Source organism: Paenibacillus sp. GQ49 (assembly GCF_059759055.1).
On record NZ_JCAXEL010000003.1, the window covers coordinates 1 to 16,448 of the forward strand.

Below are 16,448 nucleotides of genomic sequence, written 5' to 3' on the forward strand. Positions count from 1 at the left end.
AAACCTCATGCTGTGGCCTTATCTTTGATGAGAAGCATCAGCATATCCATCCAATTACGGATGACTACGCTCTTCTAGTTGCTTCGTATACGAATTTTTGATTCGACTGCGTGGGTGGCTGATTCGGGTTAAAGTCAGCGTACACTTTAATATCGGAGAAACCAATGTGTTCGAGAATTAGGCGTAACTCTTCTATGCCGTACCAACGTAGGGTAAGTTGTTGCAGCTCCGTAGCAACAAGAGCACCCTGATGCCATTGCTCATAGCGAATGAGACTTACTTTGTACTGTTGAAGAAGGTTCACTTCAATGGTTTTCACTTCTACCGTGATCGTATCACCATCGGGTAATGAAACGGTTGATGTTTCTACGGAAAAGGGTTGTGTCACATCGGGCAGAAACAGATCAAACACGAGCTTGCCGCCAGGTTCCAAATGCTGAAATAGATTACGTAATACGTTAATCGACGCCTGTCTGTCTTGGATGAGGAGCAGAGAACCTCCGGGAATGATAATTGCCTCGTATCGATATGGAAGGTCAAGCTTCTCCAGATCGGCAACGAACAGCTCAGGCATGGGTAATGCTCGCTCCATACAACGAGAACGGCAGGAGTCAATCATATCCATTGAATAATCAATTCCATCCACCTTCAAGCCTGCTTCAAGCAAAGGAATGAGCACTCGGCCTGATCCCGACATGGCTTCAAGGATACGTCCTTTGCAGCGCTGAAGATAATGGCCATAGAATTCAATGTCTCCTCCCAAGGAGTGTCCCACAGGTTTTGTTAGATCATAAACGGCGGTGCATAATGGACCGTAATAACTGAATGACATAGTATAGGTGTCCCCCACATTTTGATATAATGAATTGCAAACGTGAAAGGGAACTCGTTAAGATTATCCCTTCCGGCAACGGTTGGAAATGGATTTTTCAGAGCAGACTATCATAGGATTCACGCACCTTTTATGGAATATGTTCCAATTATAGGGTGGGGATAAAGCGGAGGTCAACTTCTATTCGGGTAGTCATACGAAATGAAATGTATAAGGAGGTGATTCGAATGGATTCATCATCAAATTCATCAAGCGCACTGCCAGATATCCGGCAGGAACTGGTACTTCATGCACCTGTAGAGAAGGTGTGGGAAATGGTCTCGACCGAGCAGGGACTGAAAACCTGGTTCATGCCAGGCAATCTGGAACCCGTGGAAGGTCACGAGTTTATATTGGAAGCAGGCCCCTTCGGCCAATCACCATGTCAGGTGACGGAAGTTCATCCGCTGCACAAGCTGTCATTCCGCTGGGGTAAGGACTGGACGTTGACGTTCCAACTGAATGAACAGCCCGAAGGTACGGATTTCACACTGATTCACAGCGGTTGGGATGCGGATAAACTGACTGAGTTTGGACAGGCCCACGCTATCGTACGCGAACGTATGGAACAGGGATGGGCCGGAATCGTTCAGAAGCTTGCCCAAGTTGTTAAATAAATCTTCATTCAATCACCCCCAGGTCATTTCGCCCGTTCATTCCGGTGAAATTCGGCCTAGGGTTCTTTGGTGTACCAAGAACTGACGAAAACAGATAGAGATCCTTAAAATTATAAGGAAGTTGACCGATTTTGATACGGAAACTATTTCCGTGAGCACCAGAAACGTGTAACATGAATTATAGTGATAAATCGACAAAATTAGACGTCTCTCGCCATTGTGAATGGAAGGAATACATAGATGAGAAAACACTGGATTATGCTGACCATAAGTTTCATATGCATTGTCATTGTTCCGCTGGGTTGGATCGCCCAGACGTTAATTAGTGAGCGGAGTAACCCCCAGGCTGCGGATGGAAAAATTGACCTGACCGAATGGGACTTTGATCGCAAGGGGGCAGCGTCTCTAAAGGGTGTCTGGGATTTCTACCCTGGGCAGTTGCTGAGTCCGGCAGATATTGAAGCAAGTGTATCCGGTCGCAAGCCTTTGCCGGCTTCGTCTGGCACTCAAGTTCCTGCCCGATGGAACAAATCTTTGGGGCAGGCGCATGGGTATGGAACCTATCATTTGCAAGTCCAACTTACACCCCGGACGATGAAAAATGATTATGGTATACGCACACAGAATATACGCATGGCCCACCGGGTATTTATCGATGGTAAAGAGGTTGGCGGCAAAGGTCTGCCAGGAAAGACCAAGGCGACAGATATACAATTAAATCTGCCCTTTACAGGATTCACGTCCATTGAGGGCAACACGGCTGACATTATCATTCAGGTATCAAACTATAGTTATTCTTCCGGGGGCATAGTAGCGCCCATTTTGTTTGGAGACGAGCATAGTATTCTGAAAAGCCAGCAACAAGATTGGCTCAGGGATCTGATGGCCTTATTCGGTTTTATCTTGCCAGCCGCCTTTTTCCTACTTCTGTTCAGATTACGACGTACGGAGAAGGAGCTTCGTTTTCTCGGATTATTCAGCCTTTCTGGTGCGGTGTACGCTCTGACACATGGGGAGAAGTTACTGGGTACGTTTGTACCGTTCCTGACCAATAATGAGATACTTCGGATTCAGCTCCTTAGTTCAGCCTTTGCCTATTACTTTTTGCTTCGATATATGGATGCCCGTGTGCCAGGAGCAGTTCATCAGTGGTTTGTTCGTCTGGCTGTAGTGCTAATCATTACTCAGACCATTGTGGGTATTACGCTTCCTCCAACGCTTTTCTCGTCTCTTGAGCTTCCCATGTTACTGATCTCGCTTGTTGTCATGTTGTATACGCTGCGAGCCATGTTCTATTGGTTGAAAGGCCGGCCGAATGACAGCCACTTTGCATTGGTGAGTATGATGAGCATACTCATGGTTGTTGTGTTGTATACGCTTGGTGCGTTCACTACCCTAGACACAGCGTTCTTTGCGCTGATTGAACTTTTATTATTTGTATTTGCCCAGATGATAGTGACCGCAATCCGCTTCGCACAATCATTCCGAGACGTGGAAGCCCTGTCAGAGCGTTTGCTGGCCATCGACAGCCTGAAGGACGAGTTCATGGCAAATACGTCTCATGAGCTGCGAACTCCCCTCCATGGCATCATTAATATTGCGCAATCCATGCTGGAAGGGGCGGCTGGAGCAGTCACGCCCAAGCAAGCCAAAAATCTCTCCATGATTACTTCAACCGGCAAGCGCCTTTCACTGCTGGTTAACGATATTTTGGATTTTTCCAAATTAAAAAATAGTGAGATCGAGTTGAAACGGGTACCTGTTGATCTGGAATCCGTTGCTCATACTGTGGTTGAAGTCTCGGGTTTCACGTTTGAGGATAAGCCGGTTATATTGATTCAGCAATGGCCCCAGTCGTTGCCACTTGTTGAGGCAGATGAAGATCGCCTAAGGCAAGTTCTGTATAACTTGCTGGGTAACGCCTATAAGTACACTGAGCAGGGTGAGATTCGATTGTACGCCAGTGTTGAGGGGGATTGGGTGAAGGTATCGGTCGCTGATACAGGGGTAGGCATTGCCTTGGACAAACAGGAGGATATCTTCCAGGCGTATGAGCAGAGTAACGGCACGATCGAGCGATTAAGCAATGGAACCGGACTGGGTCTGAGTATTACGCGAAAACTCGTTGAGCTTGGCGGTGGTGAGATCTGGGTTGAATCGGCGCCGGGGCAAGGTTCGACCTTTCATTTCACCCTGCCTGTTATGAAGCTGCCTATGTTGCAATCTCATTCGAAACCAGTTGCCGCCCGATATGTTGCTGCACAGGGGGCAGGGGCGAAGGAGCTTGTGACAAGAGAGTCAGATGAGCCGGATGATCTTCCGGAAGCGGAGCATACGATTCTGATTGTAGACGATGACCCTGTGAATCGACAGGTATTGCTCAACCTATTGTCGACAGAACGATATCGCGTGATTGCAGCGGACAGCGGGTCCACTGCATTGAAACTCCGTGAGGAGTTCCCGTCCATTGATCTTGTTATTACGGACTGGATGATGCCTAAGATGTCCGGGCTTGAGTTATGTCGCAAACTGCGCGAGCACAGTTCCTTGTCGGAGTTACCGATTCTGATGCTGACCGCCCGTGGGTTGCCTGAGGATATCAAACACGGATTCCAGGCGGGAGCCAATGACTTCCTGAGCAAACCGGTGGATGCCGGTGAATTGCGTGCCCGGGTTCGGACGTTAATTGAGATGCGGAGTTCTGTGCAGGAGGCTATTCGGACCGAAATGGCCTTTTTGCAGGCCCAGATCAAGCCACACTTTCTATATAATGCACTCAATGTCATTATCGCGACCTGTGCAGTGAATCCGGACAAAGCAACCGATCTGCTGATTGAATTGAGTCATTACCTGCGCGGAAGTTTTGACTTCCAGAACAGGGAGCAGCTTGTTCCTTTGACCAAAGAGCTGGAATTGGTGGAGTCTTATGTGCATCTGGAACAGGCGAGATTTGAGGAAAGGCTGGTGGTTGAGTATGAGGTGGAATCGGACGTGCATCTGTATCTGCCACCTCTCAGTATTCAGCCCCTTGTGGAGAATGCCATTCGCCACGGCGTGATGGAGCGGGCAGCCGGCGGGACTGTTCATCTTAGGATTTTCCAAGAGAGCGAGCATGTAGTCGTCCAGGTCCAGGATGACGGTGTAGGTATCCCTCCTGAGCGTATGGCTCAGGTCAAGTCTGGGCGCACCGAAGGTCCGGGAGGTGTCGGGCTGCAAAATATAAACCGTCGCCTGATGTCTCTCTATGGTCAGGGACTGGAGATTCATAGCCATGTGGGTAAAGGCACGCAGATCCGATTCCGTATCCCTGTGCAAAAGGTGGATTATTCCAATTAGTGTGCCGAGTTAAGCAATTATGGTTAACAGACTAATAAGCGGATGCCGATAAAATCGGTATTCCTATTGAATCTTTCATGGCAGGAGGCTGAAAGAACGGTGAGAGCCATTGTGATCGATGATGAGAAGCCAGCGCAGCTTCATCTGGAGCGACTACTACGAACGGACGGACGAATTACACCCGTGCAATGTTTTTCAACAGCTCGTGATGGTCTTCATTTTCTGGCAAAGGAACGTGTAGATGTTGTATTTTTGGACATTGGAATGCCCGAGATGAATGGCCTGGAAGCGGCTGAATATATACAGCAATTGGATCAGAGTATTCGTATCATCTTTGTTACGGCTTATGCGGACCATGCAGTGGAAGCATTTGAGTTGCATGCACTGGATTATGTACTGAAACCGGTAAGTTCCGCCCGATTGGCCAAAACCATTGATCGAGTAGCGGGCATAATGTCGCATAATTCCCAAGTTGCAGCCACCGCCGAGGTGCAGGAATCGGAACCTGTATCTGTGGAGTTGGATACTGAAGTTCCGGGGCTGCTAACGTTCAAACATCTGGATATCTACAGAAGCTTGGATCAGGGAGCCAAGAAACATAAGTGGCGTACAACCAAATCACAGGAATTGTTTGCTTTTTTGTTTCATCACAGGGAAGAATGGGTAAGCAAGGAGATTCTGCTGGATAAGCTATGGGGTGATGTTTCCCAGGAAAAGGGATTAACCCATCTACATACTTCCGTGTACCAGATTCGAAAGCTGCTTAAGGAATGGAACATGACAGGCAAGCTTGAGTACAATATGAACCGCTATCGTCTGTTATCAGGCAATCTGGTAAGTGATGTGGATCAATTTGAAAAAGCCATGGTCTACAACGTCATCACATCAGACAATGTTGAAGACTTGAGACATATGATTCCGCTTTATCGTGGCGATTATCTGGAAGAGCATGATTATCATTGGGCACAGGCCAAAGCAAGGGAACTCAGACGCAAGTATACAGCGCTGGTTATGGATATCGCGAGATGGGATATGGAGCATGGTCGTGGCAAGGAAGCGATTGAGCAATTAACGATATTGCAGGAACGGGAGCCTTATTCGGAAGAGATCTGCCGACTCATGATGGAAGTGTATGCATCCATGGATGATCAGCAAGGCATACTTCGTTTATATCGTTCATTTACATTGACATTAAATGAGGATCTGGGATATCAGCCGGAGCCCGAAACAAGCAGGTTATATCAGAACCTGACGGATAAATAAACGTATGTAATGTAAGTTCAGACAGGAGGGTGAGCATGAAGCTATTCATACACCGCAAAGATTTGCGTACGGATGATTTGGCCGCATTCGATTATTTGCGGGAACACCAGGAAGAGAGTGTGCATGTTCTCATCTATGATTCATTCCTCCTGCGGCAAGGCCGAGAGAAGGAACACAGCGGTGTGAATTTCAGGCAGCACGCAGCGGAATTAGGCAGACAGTATCTTGAAGCCAAACGAAAACTGCATGTTGCTTATGGCAAACCGGCTGAAGTGGTTGATTTCATCCTGAACGAATTCGAAGGTGAGATTAACGAGATTGTGGTCCATCGGGACATGACGCCATATGCAATCGAGCGGGAAAGGGCCATACGCAAAGTTAGTGAGGCGCACGAGGTTTCGTTCACACAACTGACGGATCATCTGCTGATGGATCTGAATGGATTTTCCAATTTTACAGGCAAGTCGGAGCCTTATAAAGTATTTGCGGCTTTTCATCGGCGGTGGGTGGAATTCATGAATGAACATCCCAACCCTCCTTCGGCAACAACGGTTGCAGCGTTGAAGGTGAGTGATCGTCAGATTGAATGGCCGGATGCAATGCAGGTACCTCCAGAGTTGCTGGAGGGCAGTCTTTCGAATGACGAGGACCCACATCTGCTGTTGGATCAATTTTTGTCGGATCGAATTGCTGAATATGGGGATCATCGGGATGAATATGAGGCGTACGAGCCAAGTCATCTCAGTTCTTACGTAGCTGTGGGGGCTGTATCCATTCGCAAAATGTATGATGCGGCGAGTCGCACGGCTGAGGCTGGGGAATGGATCAGGCAGTTGTGCTTCCGCGACTTCTATCTGTATCGAGCGGTCTATGAGAGTCACTATTTTACATATGAAAAGGTGTACGATCTCTCGGCTCTCCATGATGATCACTTTGAACGGTGGTGCAAGGCGGAGACAGGCATTCCGATTATTGATGCAGCGATGACGGAACTGAATGAAACCGGACATATGCCAAACCGGCTGCGGATTCTCACGGCGATGTTTCTCACCAAAAACCTGCAATGCCCATTCACCTTGGGCGAAGCTTATTTCAGGCGCAAGCTGCGTGACTATGATAACATTCAAAACCGTGGTAACTGGTTATGGTGTGCCTCGCTTGGGGAGAATGCGGCTCCGTATTTTCGCGTGAACAATCCAGTAACGCAATCCGAGAAGTATGATCCGCAAGGTGATTATATTCGCAAGTGGTTGCCTGAATTGAAGGATCTGCATAGCAAGGACATCCATCAGCCGCGCAAGGATGCCATTGTTGATCTGAAGGCATCGAGACAGGCAGCGATTGACGTGTATAAACAGATTCTGGCGAGTCGTGGGAAGTAGACTCAGTCAGGGGCGTGATCATGCCCAAACCCAAATTTACCATTCTCATCCGGTTGATCCAATATTCATTTGGTTGAGAGCAGGATGTTCCACAGACCGTGTACTCGCGGTCTTTTTTACATATATAGACATGAAAATAGTGTGAAATGTGTTGAAAATTTAGGAATTGTTAAGAAAATGGACTATCCATCTTAAGCATTATGGCTTTTAATAGATAGAGAGCTTTATTGTATTAAGTCATATCTGACATATTGACGAACACATTAAGGAGAAACGTAAACATGAGTGAAACACTGAAAAGAGAGCGAATTCCAGAGCTGAATCTGGTGCGTGCCATGGCAATTATCGGCGTACTGTGCGTGCATTCCACGTCCTATGCGACGGTGGACATGACAGGTTCAGGCTACTACTGGCTGTACAACTTTATTAATATCTTTATGAAATATGGTACGCCAACCTTTATTTTTATGAGCAGTTTTGTACTGTTCTATAACTATTATTCCCGTCCGCTGGATAAGAAACTCGTGAGTAACTTCTACAAGAAAAGATTTGTGTATATTTTGCTTCCATACTTCCTGTTTTCATTAATGTATTTTGTATTGCTGCATTTCACACATTATCAGGGCCGACCTTTCGGCGAATCGGCAGTAAGTTTTATCACGAAATTGTTTACGGGCAAGGCCTATACCCATCTGTACTTTGTGTTTATTAACATGCAATTTTATCTATTATTCCCATTGGTGTTATGGTTGCTTAAGAAATATCCTTCTGTGGTGAAATGGTCTGTTCCGATTGGACTATTGATTCAATGGGCATTCATCGTAAGTAATAAATATGGATTCCAGGTACCCAACAAGGGAAGCTGGGCGTTCTCGTACTTCTCCTATTTCATGCTGGGTGCTTTTATCGGGGTGTATTTCCCTAAAATCAAGCAATGGTTTGTCATCAGTCGGGCCAATGCCACCAAAGGACGCGTAGCTTCATGGATTCTGCTCTGGGCGGTATGGATCATTGCCGGACTTGGCCATGTGTATATCTATTATCTGCTGCGTCTGAAGATCGCAACGTACAACACACTGTGGTATGAATTCTTCTGGAATGTGCATACCTTTGCTTGTGCGCTGGTACTTATCCAGGTCGCTTATCTGCTCTATCGCAAAGGACCATCACTGATCGTCAAGCCGCTGAATCGGCTGGGGGCATTGTCCTTTGGCATCTACCTGATTCATCCCTTCTTCCTGCTGGTGTATCGTGAATTTCCACCGCAAACAGGTGTTTCCTGGTTAGTGCATCTGTGGTATGCCGGAGGATTCGGTGTAGCTCTGATCGCTTCGTGGATTGTCGTTGGATTGACGGCAAGGTTCGTTCCATATGCATGGGTCATCTTTGGCAATCTGCCAAAACCGAAACCACGTCTCGCGCCACAACAGAACTCGGGACAATTGGACGTACGTTAAGATACATTTCCAATTAGAGGAATAATAAACCGTTTCTTGGTCGACCTTAGGGGAGAGCGGGGAGCGGTTTTTTCGTCTATATAGATATGCTAGATGTGGGGAACGAGTGTTTCTTTTTCATGTATAAGGGGTAATCATAAGGCGGAACGATAATACATTATGGATAACAGGATTAAGGTGAATATAATGACAACATGCGAAAAATGCGGGAGACCGATGCAGGATATATTGGAATATGTGGAACACATTCTTCACGAATGCAGTGAACAGACACAGGAGTACAACTCGAAAGATTATCAGGCCTATGGCCATGAGGGTGTTCACGAGCAGATGTGATACAATAGAAAGAAACCGGATTCATACGGAACCGAGGTGACAACATGGAGACGGGTCCAGCCCCTTTCCGGCAAGGAAAGACGGAACAAGAAGCGCGACTGAGCAAAACGTGTATGTATTGCGGACAACAGCGGCCAATGTCCGAATTCCGGCGCAGAACCGGAAAGCGGGCAGGTCCCGGAGCCAGGCGGGGAGCCTGCCGTAGCTGTCGCCAGCTTGGTGGACAGGCTGACCACGAGGCAGGTTCAAGTGTGAGCGGGCGAACGAATGAACGGATGGAGCGTCAACGGGATGGCTTGGAGACACGTGCTGTTACTGCCAGACCCTCTGCATCTGCAAGAAATGAGGCAAGTCATACCTCCCATGGTATGGAGCAGGGATCTGCTACGGTGTCTGAGTCTGAAAAAATTTTGGTGTCTCAACCGTCAGCAGGCTCGTCATCTTCGAATGACGATGAACATGCTGACTTGGTGACTTCCTCACCCTCTTCTTCGGGTATTCGGAAGAAGAGGAGAAGACGGAGGAAGAGCAAGCGTTCAGAGAGCATAACGGGCAATGAGCTGAGAGAGACGAGTCTGGAGCAGGATGGCTCGGCAGGTGAGGTAGGAGATGAGCCACAGCCAGGTGAGCGCTGGCGTGGGGTAGAAGGGCATTCGCAGGGGCATGCTGCTGCGAATGATAAGGGCACTGCACAGCGGGCTGGCGCGCGAGCAACCGCTGCAGTGCAGGCCGCCGAGCAGACCGCGGCGGCCCACCAAGCTCTGCTGCCGGCTGAGCCGCAAGGCCCGGCAGCAGAGCCCATGGCTGCGGATCAACCGACCGCAGCCAAACGCAAGCGCAAGCGGCGCCGCAAGCGTGCTGCCGCGCTCGCGCCCGGCGCAGGGCAGGCCCGCAGCGTAGCTGCTGAGGCCCATGCGCCGGCCCTGAGCGACCGTGGCGATGCCACCACGGTCGCTGCACCTACGGCGGCGGAGGCACAGCCTGCCGCCACCAGTCGCGAGCCCGGGCAAGCGCCGGGGGATGCTGCGGAGGCAGGGCCTCCTGCGCCCGTGCGCCAGCCTGGCTCGCCAGGGTCCAAGCCGCGCCAGGCGCGCAAGGAGCGTGCGCCCAAGGCGAGCGGCGAAGACGCTGCCCGCGGTGCATCCGGGCAGCGACCCGCGCACGCCAGCCGCAGTCACGGGGCTGGCACGGATGGCCGTCCCCGCCGCCAGACCCCATCGGCCCCGGTAGCCATTGACCCGGAGGATCCGGCTTCGCTCCGGACCAACCGGCAAGGAATGGTACGGATGCGAGGCAAGACGGACAAGGGCAGACGATGGCATCAGGAAGTGGACATGGAGCTTGCAGTCACACTGGTGAAGGAAAAAGCCGCTGTGGTGGTCAATCGGTACACGATTCGCCGATTGTTCAGCAACAAGGATTTCAAACGGTATATACTGACCCGGGATCACTACACCTGTCACTTCTGTGGATCGTATGGAGATACGATTGACCATCTGCTGCCGCGTGCCAAAGGTGGACATACCACCCCGCTCAACTGTGTCTGCGCCTGCAATCTGTGCAACCAGTCCAAAGCAGCGATGGATGCCGAAGAGTTCATGCGTTCCGGTATTCCCGAATGGAATGCTGCACATCAGGCAGAGTTGATTGAACTGGCCATGCAGGAAGCGCAGCTGGAAGAAGGATAAATACCCCCGAAGATGGAATCGGGGTTTTGATATAAAGAGCACACCAAGACCACAGAGGTCAAGGTGTGCTTTTTTTGATTTAATTTTGATTGGGGTGGGAAGTGAGTTTGCCGTGCAATAATTTCTTCAAATTGACATCGGTGTTCATCGAAGATGTACGTTATACTGGGAGGGAGTTGCTAAAGAAGCCTCATCATCCATAAGAATGATGAAATGTATAGTGAACATCAAGCCTGAGAACTTAGAATGTATAGATTGGATGGATGCAGATGACCCCGGCAGCATTGGACATTATGTCATATATTACGGAAGAAAATATTCGTTTCTGGCTGGAGAAGTTTCGCTCCCTGGGCCCGTTACCGGGAATTTTGCTTACGTTTATGAAATCATTTGTACCGCCACTTCCGACGCTATTAATTGTAGGCGTGAACGGTGCAGTATATGGTCTGTGGGCAGGATTTATATATTCATGGATTGGCATGGTGCTCGGTTGTACCGTTACGTTCCTGATCGTACGAGAGATCGGGAAATCCGCTTTTGTGGAACGATGGGCACGCAAACCTCGTGTGCAACGCAGCATGGTATGGATTCGAAGGAATGCATTCAGTTATGTTTTTCTGCTGAGTATCTTCCCGGTAGGTCCGTTTGTCATTATTAACGTGGCGGCAGGTATCGCGCGAATGCGATTGTTATCCTTCCTGCTTGCGGTAGGTTGTGGCAAAGCGATAATGATCTTCTCAGTTACGTATATCGGCTCCAATGTGGAACAATTTCTGGAGCACCCTGTACGCTGGGTAGGCGTATTGCTGTTTATTGCGGTATCCCTGTGGGCAAGCCGCAAACTGGAGCGACACTTTACCCGGTCATCGTCAGATGGAGAAGATCTGCATGATCTGAATCAACCAACTGGAAAATCGATTTCCTCTTAAAAGAATTATCAGTGAGCAGATATAGGATGTCAGTAATCTCGTTAGCTCGAAGGAGGACCTAGCATGAATGATAATATCTATGCATTCAGCCGAACGATAAATCGTATGAGTGAAGATGAACTTCGTTCAGTACTGCGTGTGCTCTATATGAAGTCAGGACATGTGGTCAAGCGGCAGGAAGAGCAAGGCGAAAAGGTGGATTTTGCGGAAGCGGTACAGTCACTGTTTCGTAATATGGATACCCCATTTGATCTGGGTCGTCTGGAACAACAAGCTCTCGCCGAGGTCGACAAGCCAAATGAAATTCATATTACGTTTGGAGAATCACCTCTAAGTAGTCTGAAAATGGGAATGAGTACATTGCCTGATCAGGAAAAACGGAGTTTTTTCTCTATAGATGATAATTATGCGGTAGGGCCGTTGGGTGATCTGACCCGGCGTGCAGACTTGCAACGCAGGCATCTCTGGCTGACCGAACGAATGTGTCTCAATGACCGTGAGGCATATGGCATGCATGAACTGGAATCATTATTTGAGCTCAACGCCACAATACAGTCCTTTGATTCCAAGACGTCGATCATTATCTGGTATGCGAATAATGCACGGGAGAAGACGGGACTGCTCTACGCCCTGTATCTATTGCGGAACAGCGAGAGCCCCATATATCTTATCGAGACGAGTGGCTTATATAAGCAATTATTTGATAGACCTGACGTTCAATACGATGTGCTCCACACAGGCGAGATTCTTCCGCAAAAGCTTCTGGCGATGTGGCACGTTTGCTCTGAGCAAGAGCCACTGTCCAAGCAAGAGCGCCGCCAACTGGAGCAGGATTGGCTGGAACTTTCGGTACAGCCTGGGCTATTACGTATGATGGAGAATGGCGTGATTCGGAGCTTAACTGAAGATGCGTTGGACGAGTACATTATGCAGAAGGTGAGGGAGCTGACACCGAACTGGGAGCCAGGCAAGTATATCCGAGCAGCTCGTATTGTGGGTGAAGTGATTGGTACAAGTAGCCAGCATATAAGTGATGCGTTCGTGGAGTACCGTCTACGGCAACTGGTGCTGCAAGGCCAACTTGAAATGGATGGAAAGCCACTTGCAATGAGGTATTACAGTATTCGGCTTACCGAGCGCTGAAAGGGACTAAGGCTGAAACGCATGGATAGAAAAACAAGCGACGAGATCACAAAATTTGAAATAAGACGGAAGATTTGAGCAGTTCCTTGCCCATATAGGAAGATGATCACGAAGTGCCTCCGTTACCACCTGTTCAGATTTAACACTTAAATAGACTGTTCCACCGGTGAGTAACTTCTACTTGTCCGGGGAACAGTCTATTTTTCTCGTTAAGTACCGAACCAGCTTCGCTTGTGCATTGTCCAATAACATGCTTCTTGATTATCTCCATATCTATTATGATTTCTTCCCATTCCAGATTTCTAGTAACGGTCCGTGCTGCCCATAGACCGGATCGGTATCCGGGATCGGAACCTCTCGGATTTCCTGAAGAGCCTTGGCACGATCGTCTTCTTCACCTGTGCGTGTGTTGTAACTCATGCCGCCCGGATAAGCTCCGGCAATACGAAAATCAGTGCTGGACTCCAGACGTTTATGCCCTGTTCCAGCAGGAAGAACGACAACGTCGCCTGTTTGAAGGTAAACTTTCTGACCGTTTTCTCCGCCTAAAATCAGTTTCACGAATCCACTCACCACAGCAAGAGCCTCATGAGCATTACTATGATAATGATGATAATTGAACACACCATTCAACCAGCTATTTCCCCATCCGTTACGGTTCAGCAACGATTCTGCATGAAGAGCCTCTTCAGCCCATACATTCTTATACAAAAGCACAGGCAGGGTCGGATGATTGGGAATTACACCGTCATCCTGAAAGAATAACGTCTCTATGTCCTTTTTCCGTTCGTTCATCTCACATCACCTCACTATAAATTACCCTATAACCTCAAGGACGAACAAAAAACAATTGTAAAATGATACAAAATGTATCATTTTAAGGTTATACTCAGTACATAAACTCTCTTCAGTGCACTCGTTGTATAAATCGCAAGGGGGAATCGTGTGTGAACATTGTTATTACAGGGGCTTCTGGATTTGTGGGATTTAATCTTTCACAGTTTTTGGCGCAAAAAGGGCATCGAATTACCCTTCTGGATCGGGATGATTATTGTCAGAGGCTGGTTCATATCTCTCCTCTGCATGAGATGCCGTTCATCTGTTGTAACCTTGCATCGGACCGGATTCATCTACCTCCAGGAACAGATTACATAATTCATCTGGCGGCCATGCCACACGTGGATTATTCGTATCATCAGCCAGGGGAAGTTTTCCGCAATAATACGCTCAGCACACAGGCCATCCTGCAATATGCTACGGAACATCACATTCCAGTCTTGCTGGCTTCATCCGTTGAAGTGTATGGCGGTGATTGGGGCATAGTCTATCACGAATCAGATCCGTATGCACCCGTCTCTCCTTATTCCGCGTCCAAAGTTGCGTGTGAAATGCTGGCTCACTCATACGCTCAATGTTACCAGCTTCCAGTCAAACTCTTTCGCTTGACCAACCTCTATGGACCTTGGCAATTACCAGACCGTATTATTCCCCGAAATTTTGGTCGGATGTTGGACGGACTGGCTCTGGATATTCAGGGATCGGCAGTGCGTGATTTCTTGTATGTAGATGATGCCCTCCGGGCCATTGAACAGATCATGCTGAAAGGCAAAGACGGACAGGTCTACAACATATCGACAGGGCTTGGAACAACCATGCAGGAAATAGGGGAGATATTGAAACCGATGGATCGATCCTTAGCCGCTGTAGAGATCCGGGAGCAGGAACCAACCCAGTCCAGAGGGTCCAGTCTGGTCGTACATTCAGGCAGATTGCGAGCGGAATTGGGATGGTTACCGCAAACCACGTTGGAAAAGGGATTGGAAAAAACCTTTCGTTGGTATCAGGAACATCCCGAATGGGTCAGACAGTTCAGCCGTGAATACCATAAAACAAGGGAAACGCGCAGTTTCATTATCGATATGGCAAGATACGCAGTTCCAGCAGTATAAAATACACAAAAAAAGCCAGGGAAGGGTGTATTGAGTAACACCTTCCTTGGCTTTTTTGCGCCTCCGTCTCACATTCGGATAACTTCCGAACACGGACGGTCAGGCTATTTTAAAACGATCTATTGCACGAAATCTTCGTGCTTTCTGAGTTTTACATCAAAAGGATCTAGTGATGATCTTTTTTAATGTCGGCAATTTTATCCTGTACAGCACCTTTGGCTTTGTCTTTTTTACCCTCAGCCTGAAGGGATCTGTTATTGGTTGCATTACCGATCTGATCCTTCACTTCGCCTTTGGCCTTGTTTACGCCTGCTTTGACTTTATCGCTAGTTGAATTACTCATATCGAACATCTCCTTCGTTTCTGGTGTAGTCCTTATTAACCGGGATGTCTCCATTCTAAACGTTCACAATTTCAGGGCGGTCAGAAATTTGTTCTTGATATTCTGTCAGAAATGATCTGTACGAAGAGTCAGTATAAGTATAGGCATTGCTTAATCGCGTGCTTCATTAAAGGAATGAGAGGATGTTATGATATGAGCAATTATATTGGAAATGGTGCGTATTGCTACGCCAACTCAGCTTCAATGCTGCTGTCGTCCATTGGAGAAAAGATAGATCCCGGTCTGATTGAAACCATCGGTGGCTTTTCACTAGGGGCCTTTCGAACGCAGGAAGATATGCTTTTTTTTGATAACTGTACCTCCAGTCCTGATCTGGCCATTAGCAAGGCGATGAGCATTCTGGGATTTAGTGTGCGCGAAAGTGTGCAAGCACGGGGTACGGAGATGCCTGTAGATGAGCTAAGAGAGGTTTTGAAGCAGGGCCCTGTGATGATGGGGCCGCTAGATATGGGCAAACTTGTCTACAATCCCAACTCTCCCAATCTGGGTGGTTGCGATCATTATGTAGTGGCGCTCAATATGAGTGGCGATGAAATATGCCTGCATGACCCGGCTGGATTTCCGAATGTCTTCCTGACACTGGATAAACTTGAGGAAGCATGGAAGTCTGAATTCCCATGGAGTAGCGGTGTGTATCGACGATGGTGGGGTCCTGAACGCATTGAACATCCTGATCGGGAGGAGATTAACCACCGGGCTTTCACTTGGTTCAAATCAACCCTGACAGAACAGACCCATGATATTGCTGCACAGGAAGGACGAACCGGAGCTTCAGCCATTCTGCATAAGGCGGAACAGGTTCGTACTGGAGCAATCGATGATAATGAGTGGGCTCATTATGTGTATTTTGCTCTGCCAGTAGGCGCACGTCGTGCCCATGATTATGGTTTGTTTTTTAACACAATCCATCCTGACCTTTCTGCTTTGAAATATGCACAATCCCGCCAATTCGGGGAATGCCAATCCCGTCTTGTCTCTCGGAACTGGGAGGCTGCTGCGACAATCATGGTGGCAATCGCGGAGACGGAAGCCATGATCGAAGCTTCTATTTTGAAGATGGAGTAATGAAAGTGT

General features: G+C 48.2%; 13 protein-coding genes. 10 read left to right on the forward strand and 3 right to left on the reverse strand.

The genetic code is table 11. From position 1 onward, the window contains the following. Positions 1 to 64: 64 nt before the first annotated feature. On the reverse strand, positions 65 to 832 hold the full coding sequence (locus AC6CIF_RS07190; protein ID WP_498198746.1) for a class I SAM-dependent methyltransferase: 768 nt from the start codon (positions 830 to 832) through the stop codon (positions 65 to 67). 227 nt (positions 833 to 1,059) lie between these two features. Here AC6CIF_RS07190 and AC6CIF_RS07195 point away from each other — a divergent pair, with 227 nt between their 5' ends. From AC6CIF_RS07195 to AC6CIF_RS07230, 8 genes are all read left to right on the forward strand, one after another. Beyond that, on the forward strand, positions 1,060 to 1,488 hold the full coding sequence (locus tag AC6CIF_RS07195; protein ID WP_076213967.1) for an SRPBCC family protein: 429 nt from the start codon (positions 1,060 to 1,062) through the stop codon (positions 1,486 to 1,488). A 240-nt stretch (positions 1,489 to 1,728) separates the two neighbouring features. Further along, complete coding sequence (locus AC6CIF_RS07200) at positions 1,729 to 4,824, forward strand: hybrid sensor histidine kinase/response regulator (RefSeq protein ID WP_498198748.1); 3,096 nt, start codon at positions 1,729 to 1,731, stop codon at positions 4,822 to 4,824. A gap of 99 nt (positions 4,825 to 4,923) precedes the next feature. Then, positions 4,924 to 6,087 (forward strand): response regulator, encoded by a 1,164-nt coding sequence (locus tag AC6CIF_RS07205; protein WP_076213972.1) that lies wholly within the window; start codon positions 4,924 to 4,926, stop codon positions 6,085 to 6,087. 35 nt (positions 6,088 to 6,122) lie between these two features. Then, a complete protein-coding gene (locus AC6CIF_RS07210) occupies positions 6,123 to 7,469 on the forward strand; it encodes a cryptochrome/photolyase family protein (RefSeq protein WP_498198750.1) in 1,347 nt (448 codons plus the stop codon). 281 nt (positions 7,470 to 7,750) lie between these two features. Then, on the forward strand, positions 7,751 to 8,926 hold the full coding sequence (locus AC6CIF_RS07215) for an acyltransferase (RefSeq protein ID WP_339306157.1): 1,176 nt from the start codon (positions 7,751 to 7,753) through the stop codon (positions 8,924 to 8,926). Between the two features lie 380 nt (positions 8,927 to 9,306). Next, positions 9,307 to 10,950 (forward strand): HNH endonuclease, encoded by a 1,644-nt coding sequence (locus AC6CIF_RS07220; RefSeq protein ID WP_498198753.1) that lies wholly within the window; start codon positions 9,307 to 9,309, stop codon positions 10,948 to 10,950. A gap of 269 nt (positions 10,951 to 11,219) precedes the next feature. Then, positions 11,220 to 11,879: a TVP38/TMEM64 family protein gene (locus tag AC6CIF_RS07225; RefSeq protein ID WP_315372540.1), complete on the forward strand. Its 660-nt coding sequence runs from the start codon at positions 11,220 to 11,222 to the stop codon at positions 11,877 to 11,879. Between the two features lie 63 nt (positions 11,880 to 11,942). Beyond that, positions 11,943 to 13,022 carry a DUF1835 domain-containing protein gene (locus AC6CIF_RS07230; protein ID WP_498198755.1) on the forward strand — a complete coding sequence of 360 codons (1,080 nt, stop codon included), beginning with the start codon at positions 11,943 to 11,945 and terminating at the stop codon, positions 13,020 to 13,022. Between the two features lie 276 nt (positions 13,023 to 13,298). Here AC6CIF_RS07230 and AC6CIF_RS07235 read toward each other — a convergent pair whose 3' ends face one another. Further along, positions 13,299 to 13,817 carry a cupin domain-containing protein gene (locus AC6CIF_RS07235; protein WP_498198757.1) on the reverse strand — a complete coding sequence of 173 codons (519 nt, stop codon included), beginning with the start codon at positions 13,815 to 13,817 and terminating at the stop codon, positions 13,299 to 13,301. A 152-nt stretch (positions 13,818 to 13,969) separates the two neighbouring features. Here AC6CIF_RS07235 and AC6CIF_RS07240 point away from each other — a divergent pair, with 152 nt between their 5' ends. Next, positions 13,970 to 14,971, forward strand: coding sequence for an NAD-dependent epimerase/dehydratase family protein (locus tag AC6CIF_RS07240; RefSeq protein WP_498198759.1), 1,002 nt, complete (start codon positions 13,970 to 13,972; stop codon positions 14,969 to 14,971). A gap of 166 nt (positions 14,972 to 15,137) precedes the next feature. On the opposite strand, the gene AC6CIF_RS07245 is transcribed toward AC6CIF_RS07240, so the two are convergent. Further along, the gene (locus AC6CIF_RS07245; RefSeq protein ID WP_498198761.1) at positions 15,138 to 15,314 is read right to left on the reverse strand and encodes a CsbD family protein; all 177 of its coding nucleotides are present in this window, start codon (positions 15,312 to 15,314) and stop codon (positions 15,138 to 15,140) included. A 192-nt stretch (positions 15,315 to 15,506) separates the two neighbouring features. Here AC6CIF_RS07245 and AC6CIF_RS07250 point away from each other — a divergent pair, with 192 nt between their 5' ends. After that, positions 15,507 to 16,439, forward strand: a complete 933-nt coding sequence (locus AC6CIF_RS07250) for a YobF C-terminal domain-containing protein (protein ID WP_498198763.1) — start codon at positions 15,507 to 15,509, stop codon at positions 16,437 to 16,439. Positions 16,440 to 16,448 lie beyond the last annotated feature (9 nt).

Excerpts from the sequence above, each read along its gene's own strand:
- AC6CIF_RS07200 (WP_498198748.1), top strand. The coding sequence starts at position 1,729 with ATGAGAAAACACTGGATTATGCTGACCATAAGTTTCATATGCATTGTC.
- AC6CIF_RS07210 (WP_498198750.1), top strand. The coding sequence starts at position 6,123 with ATGAAGCTATTCATACACCGCAAAGATTTGCGTACGGATGATTTGGCC.
- AC6CIF_RS07245 (WP_498198761.1), bottom strand. The coding sequence starts at position 15,314 with ATGAGTAATTCAACTAGCGATAAAGTCAAAGCAGGCGTAAACAAGGCC.
- AC6CIF_RS07215 (WP_339306157.1), top strand. The coding sequence starts at position 7,751 with ATGAGTGAAACACTGAAAAGAGAGCGAATTCCAGAGCTGAATCTGGTG.
- AC6CIF_RS07230 (WP_498198755.1), top strand. The coding sequence starts at position 11,943 with ATGAATGATAATATCTATGCATTCAGCCGAACGATAAATCGTATGAGT.
- AC6CIF_RS07250 (WP_498198763.1), top strand. The coding sequence starts at position 15,507 with ATGAGCAATTATATTGGAAATGGTGCGTATTGCTACGCCAACTCAGCT.
- AC6CIF_RS07190 (WP_498198746.1), bottom strand. The coding sequence starts at position 832 with ATGTCATTCAGTTATTACGGTCCATTATGCACCGCCGTTTATGATCTA.
- AC6CIF_RS07195 (WP_076213967.1), top strand. The coding sequence starts at position 1,060 with ATGGATTCATCATCAAATTCATCAAGCGCACTGCCAGATATCCGGCAG.
- AC6CIF_RS07235 (WP_498198757.1), bottom strand. The coding sequence starts at position 13,817 with ATGAACGAACGGAAAAAGGACATAGAGACGTTATTCTTTCAGGATGAC.
- AC6CIF_RS07225 (WP_315372540.1), top strand. The coding sequence starts at position 11,220 with ATGACCCCGGCAGCATTGGACATTATGTCATATATTACGGAAGAAAAT.
- AC6CIF_RS07220 (WP_498198753.1), top strand. The coding sequence starts at position 9,307 with ATGGAGACGGGTCCAGCCCCTTTCCGGCAAGGAAAGACGGAACAAGAA.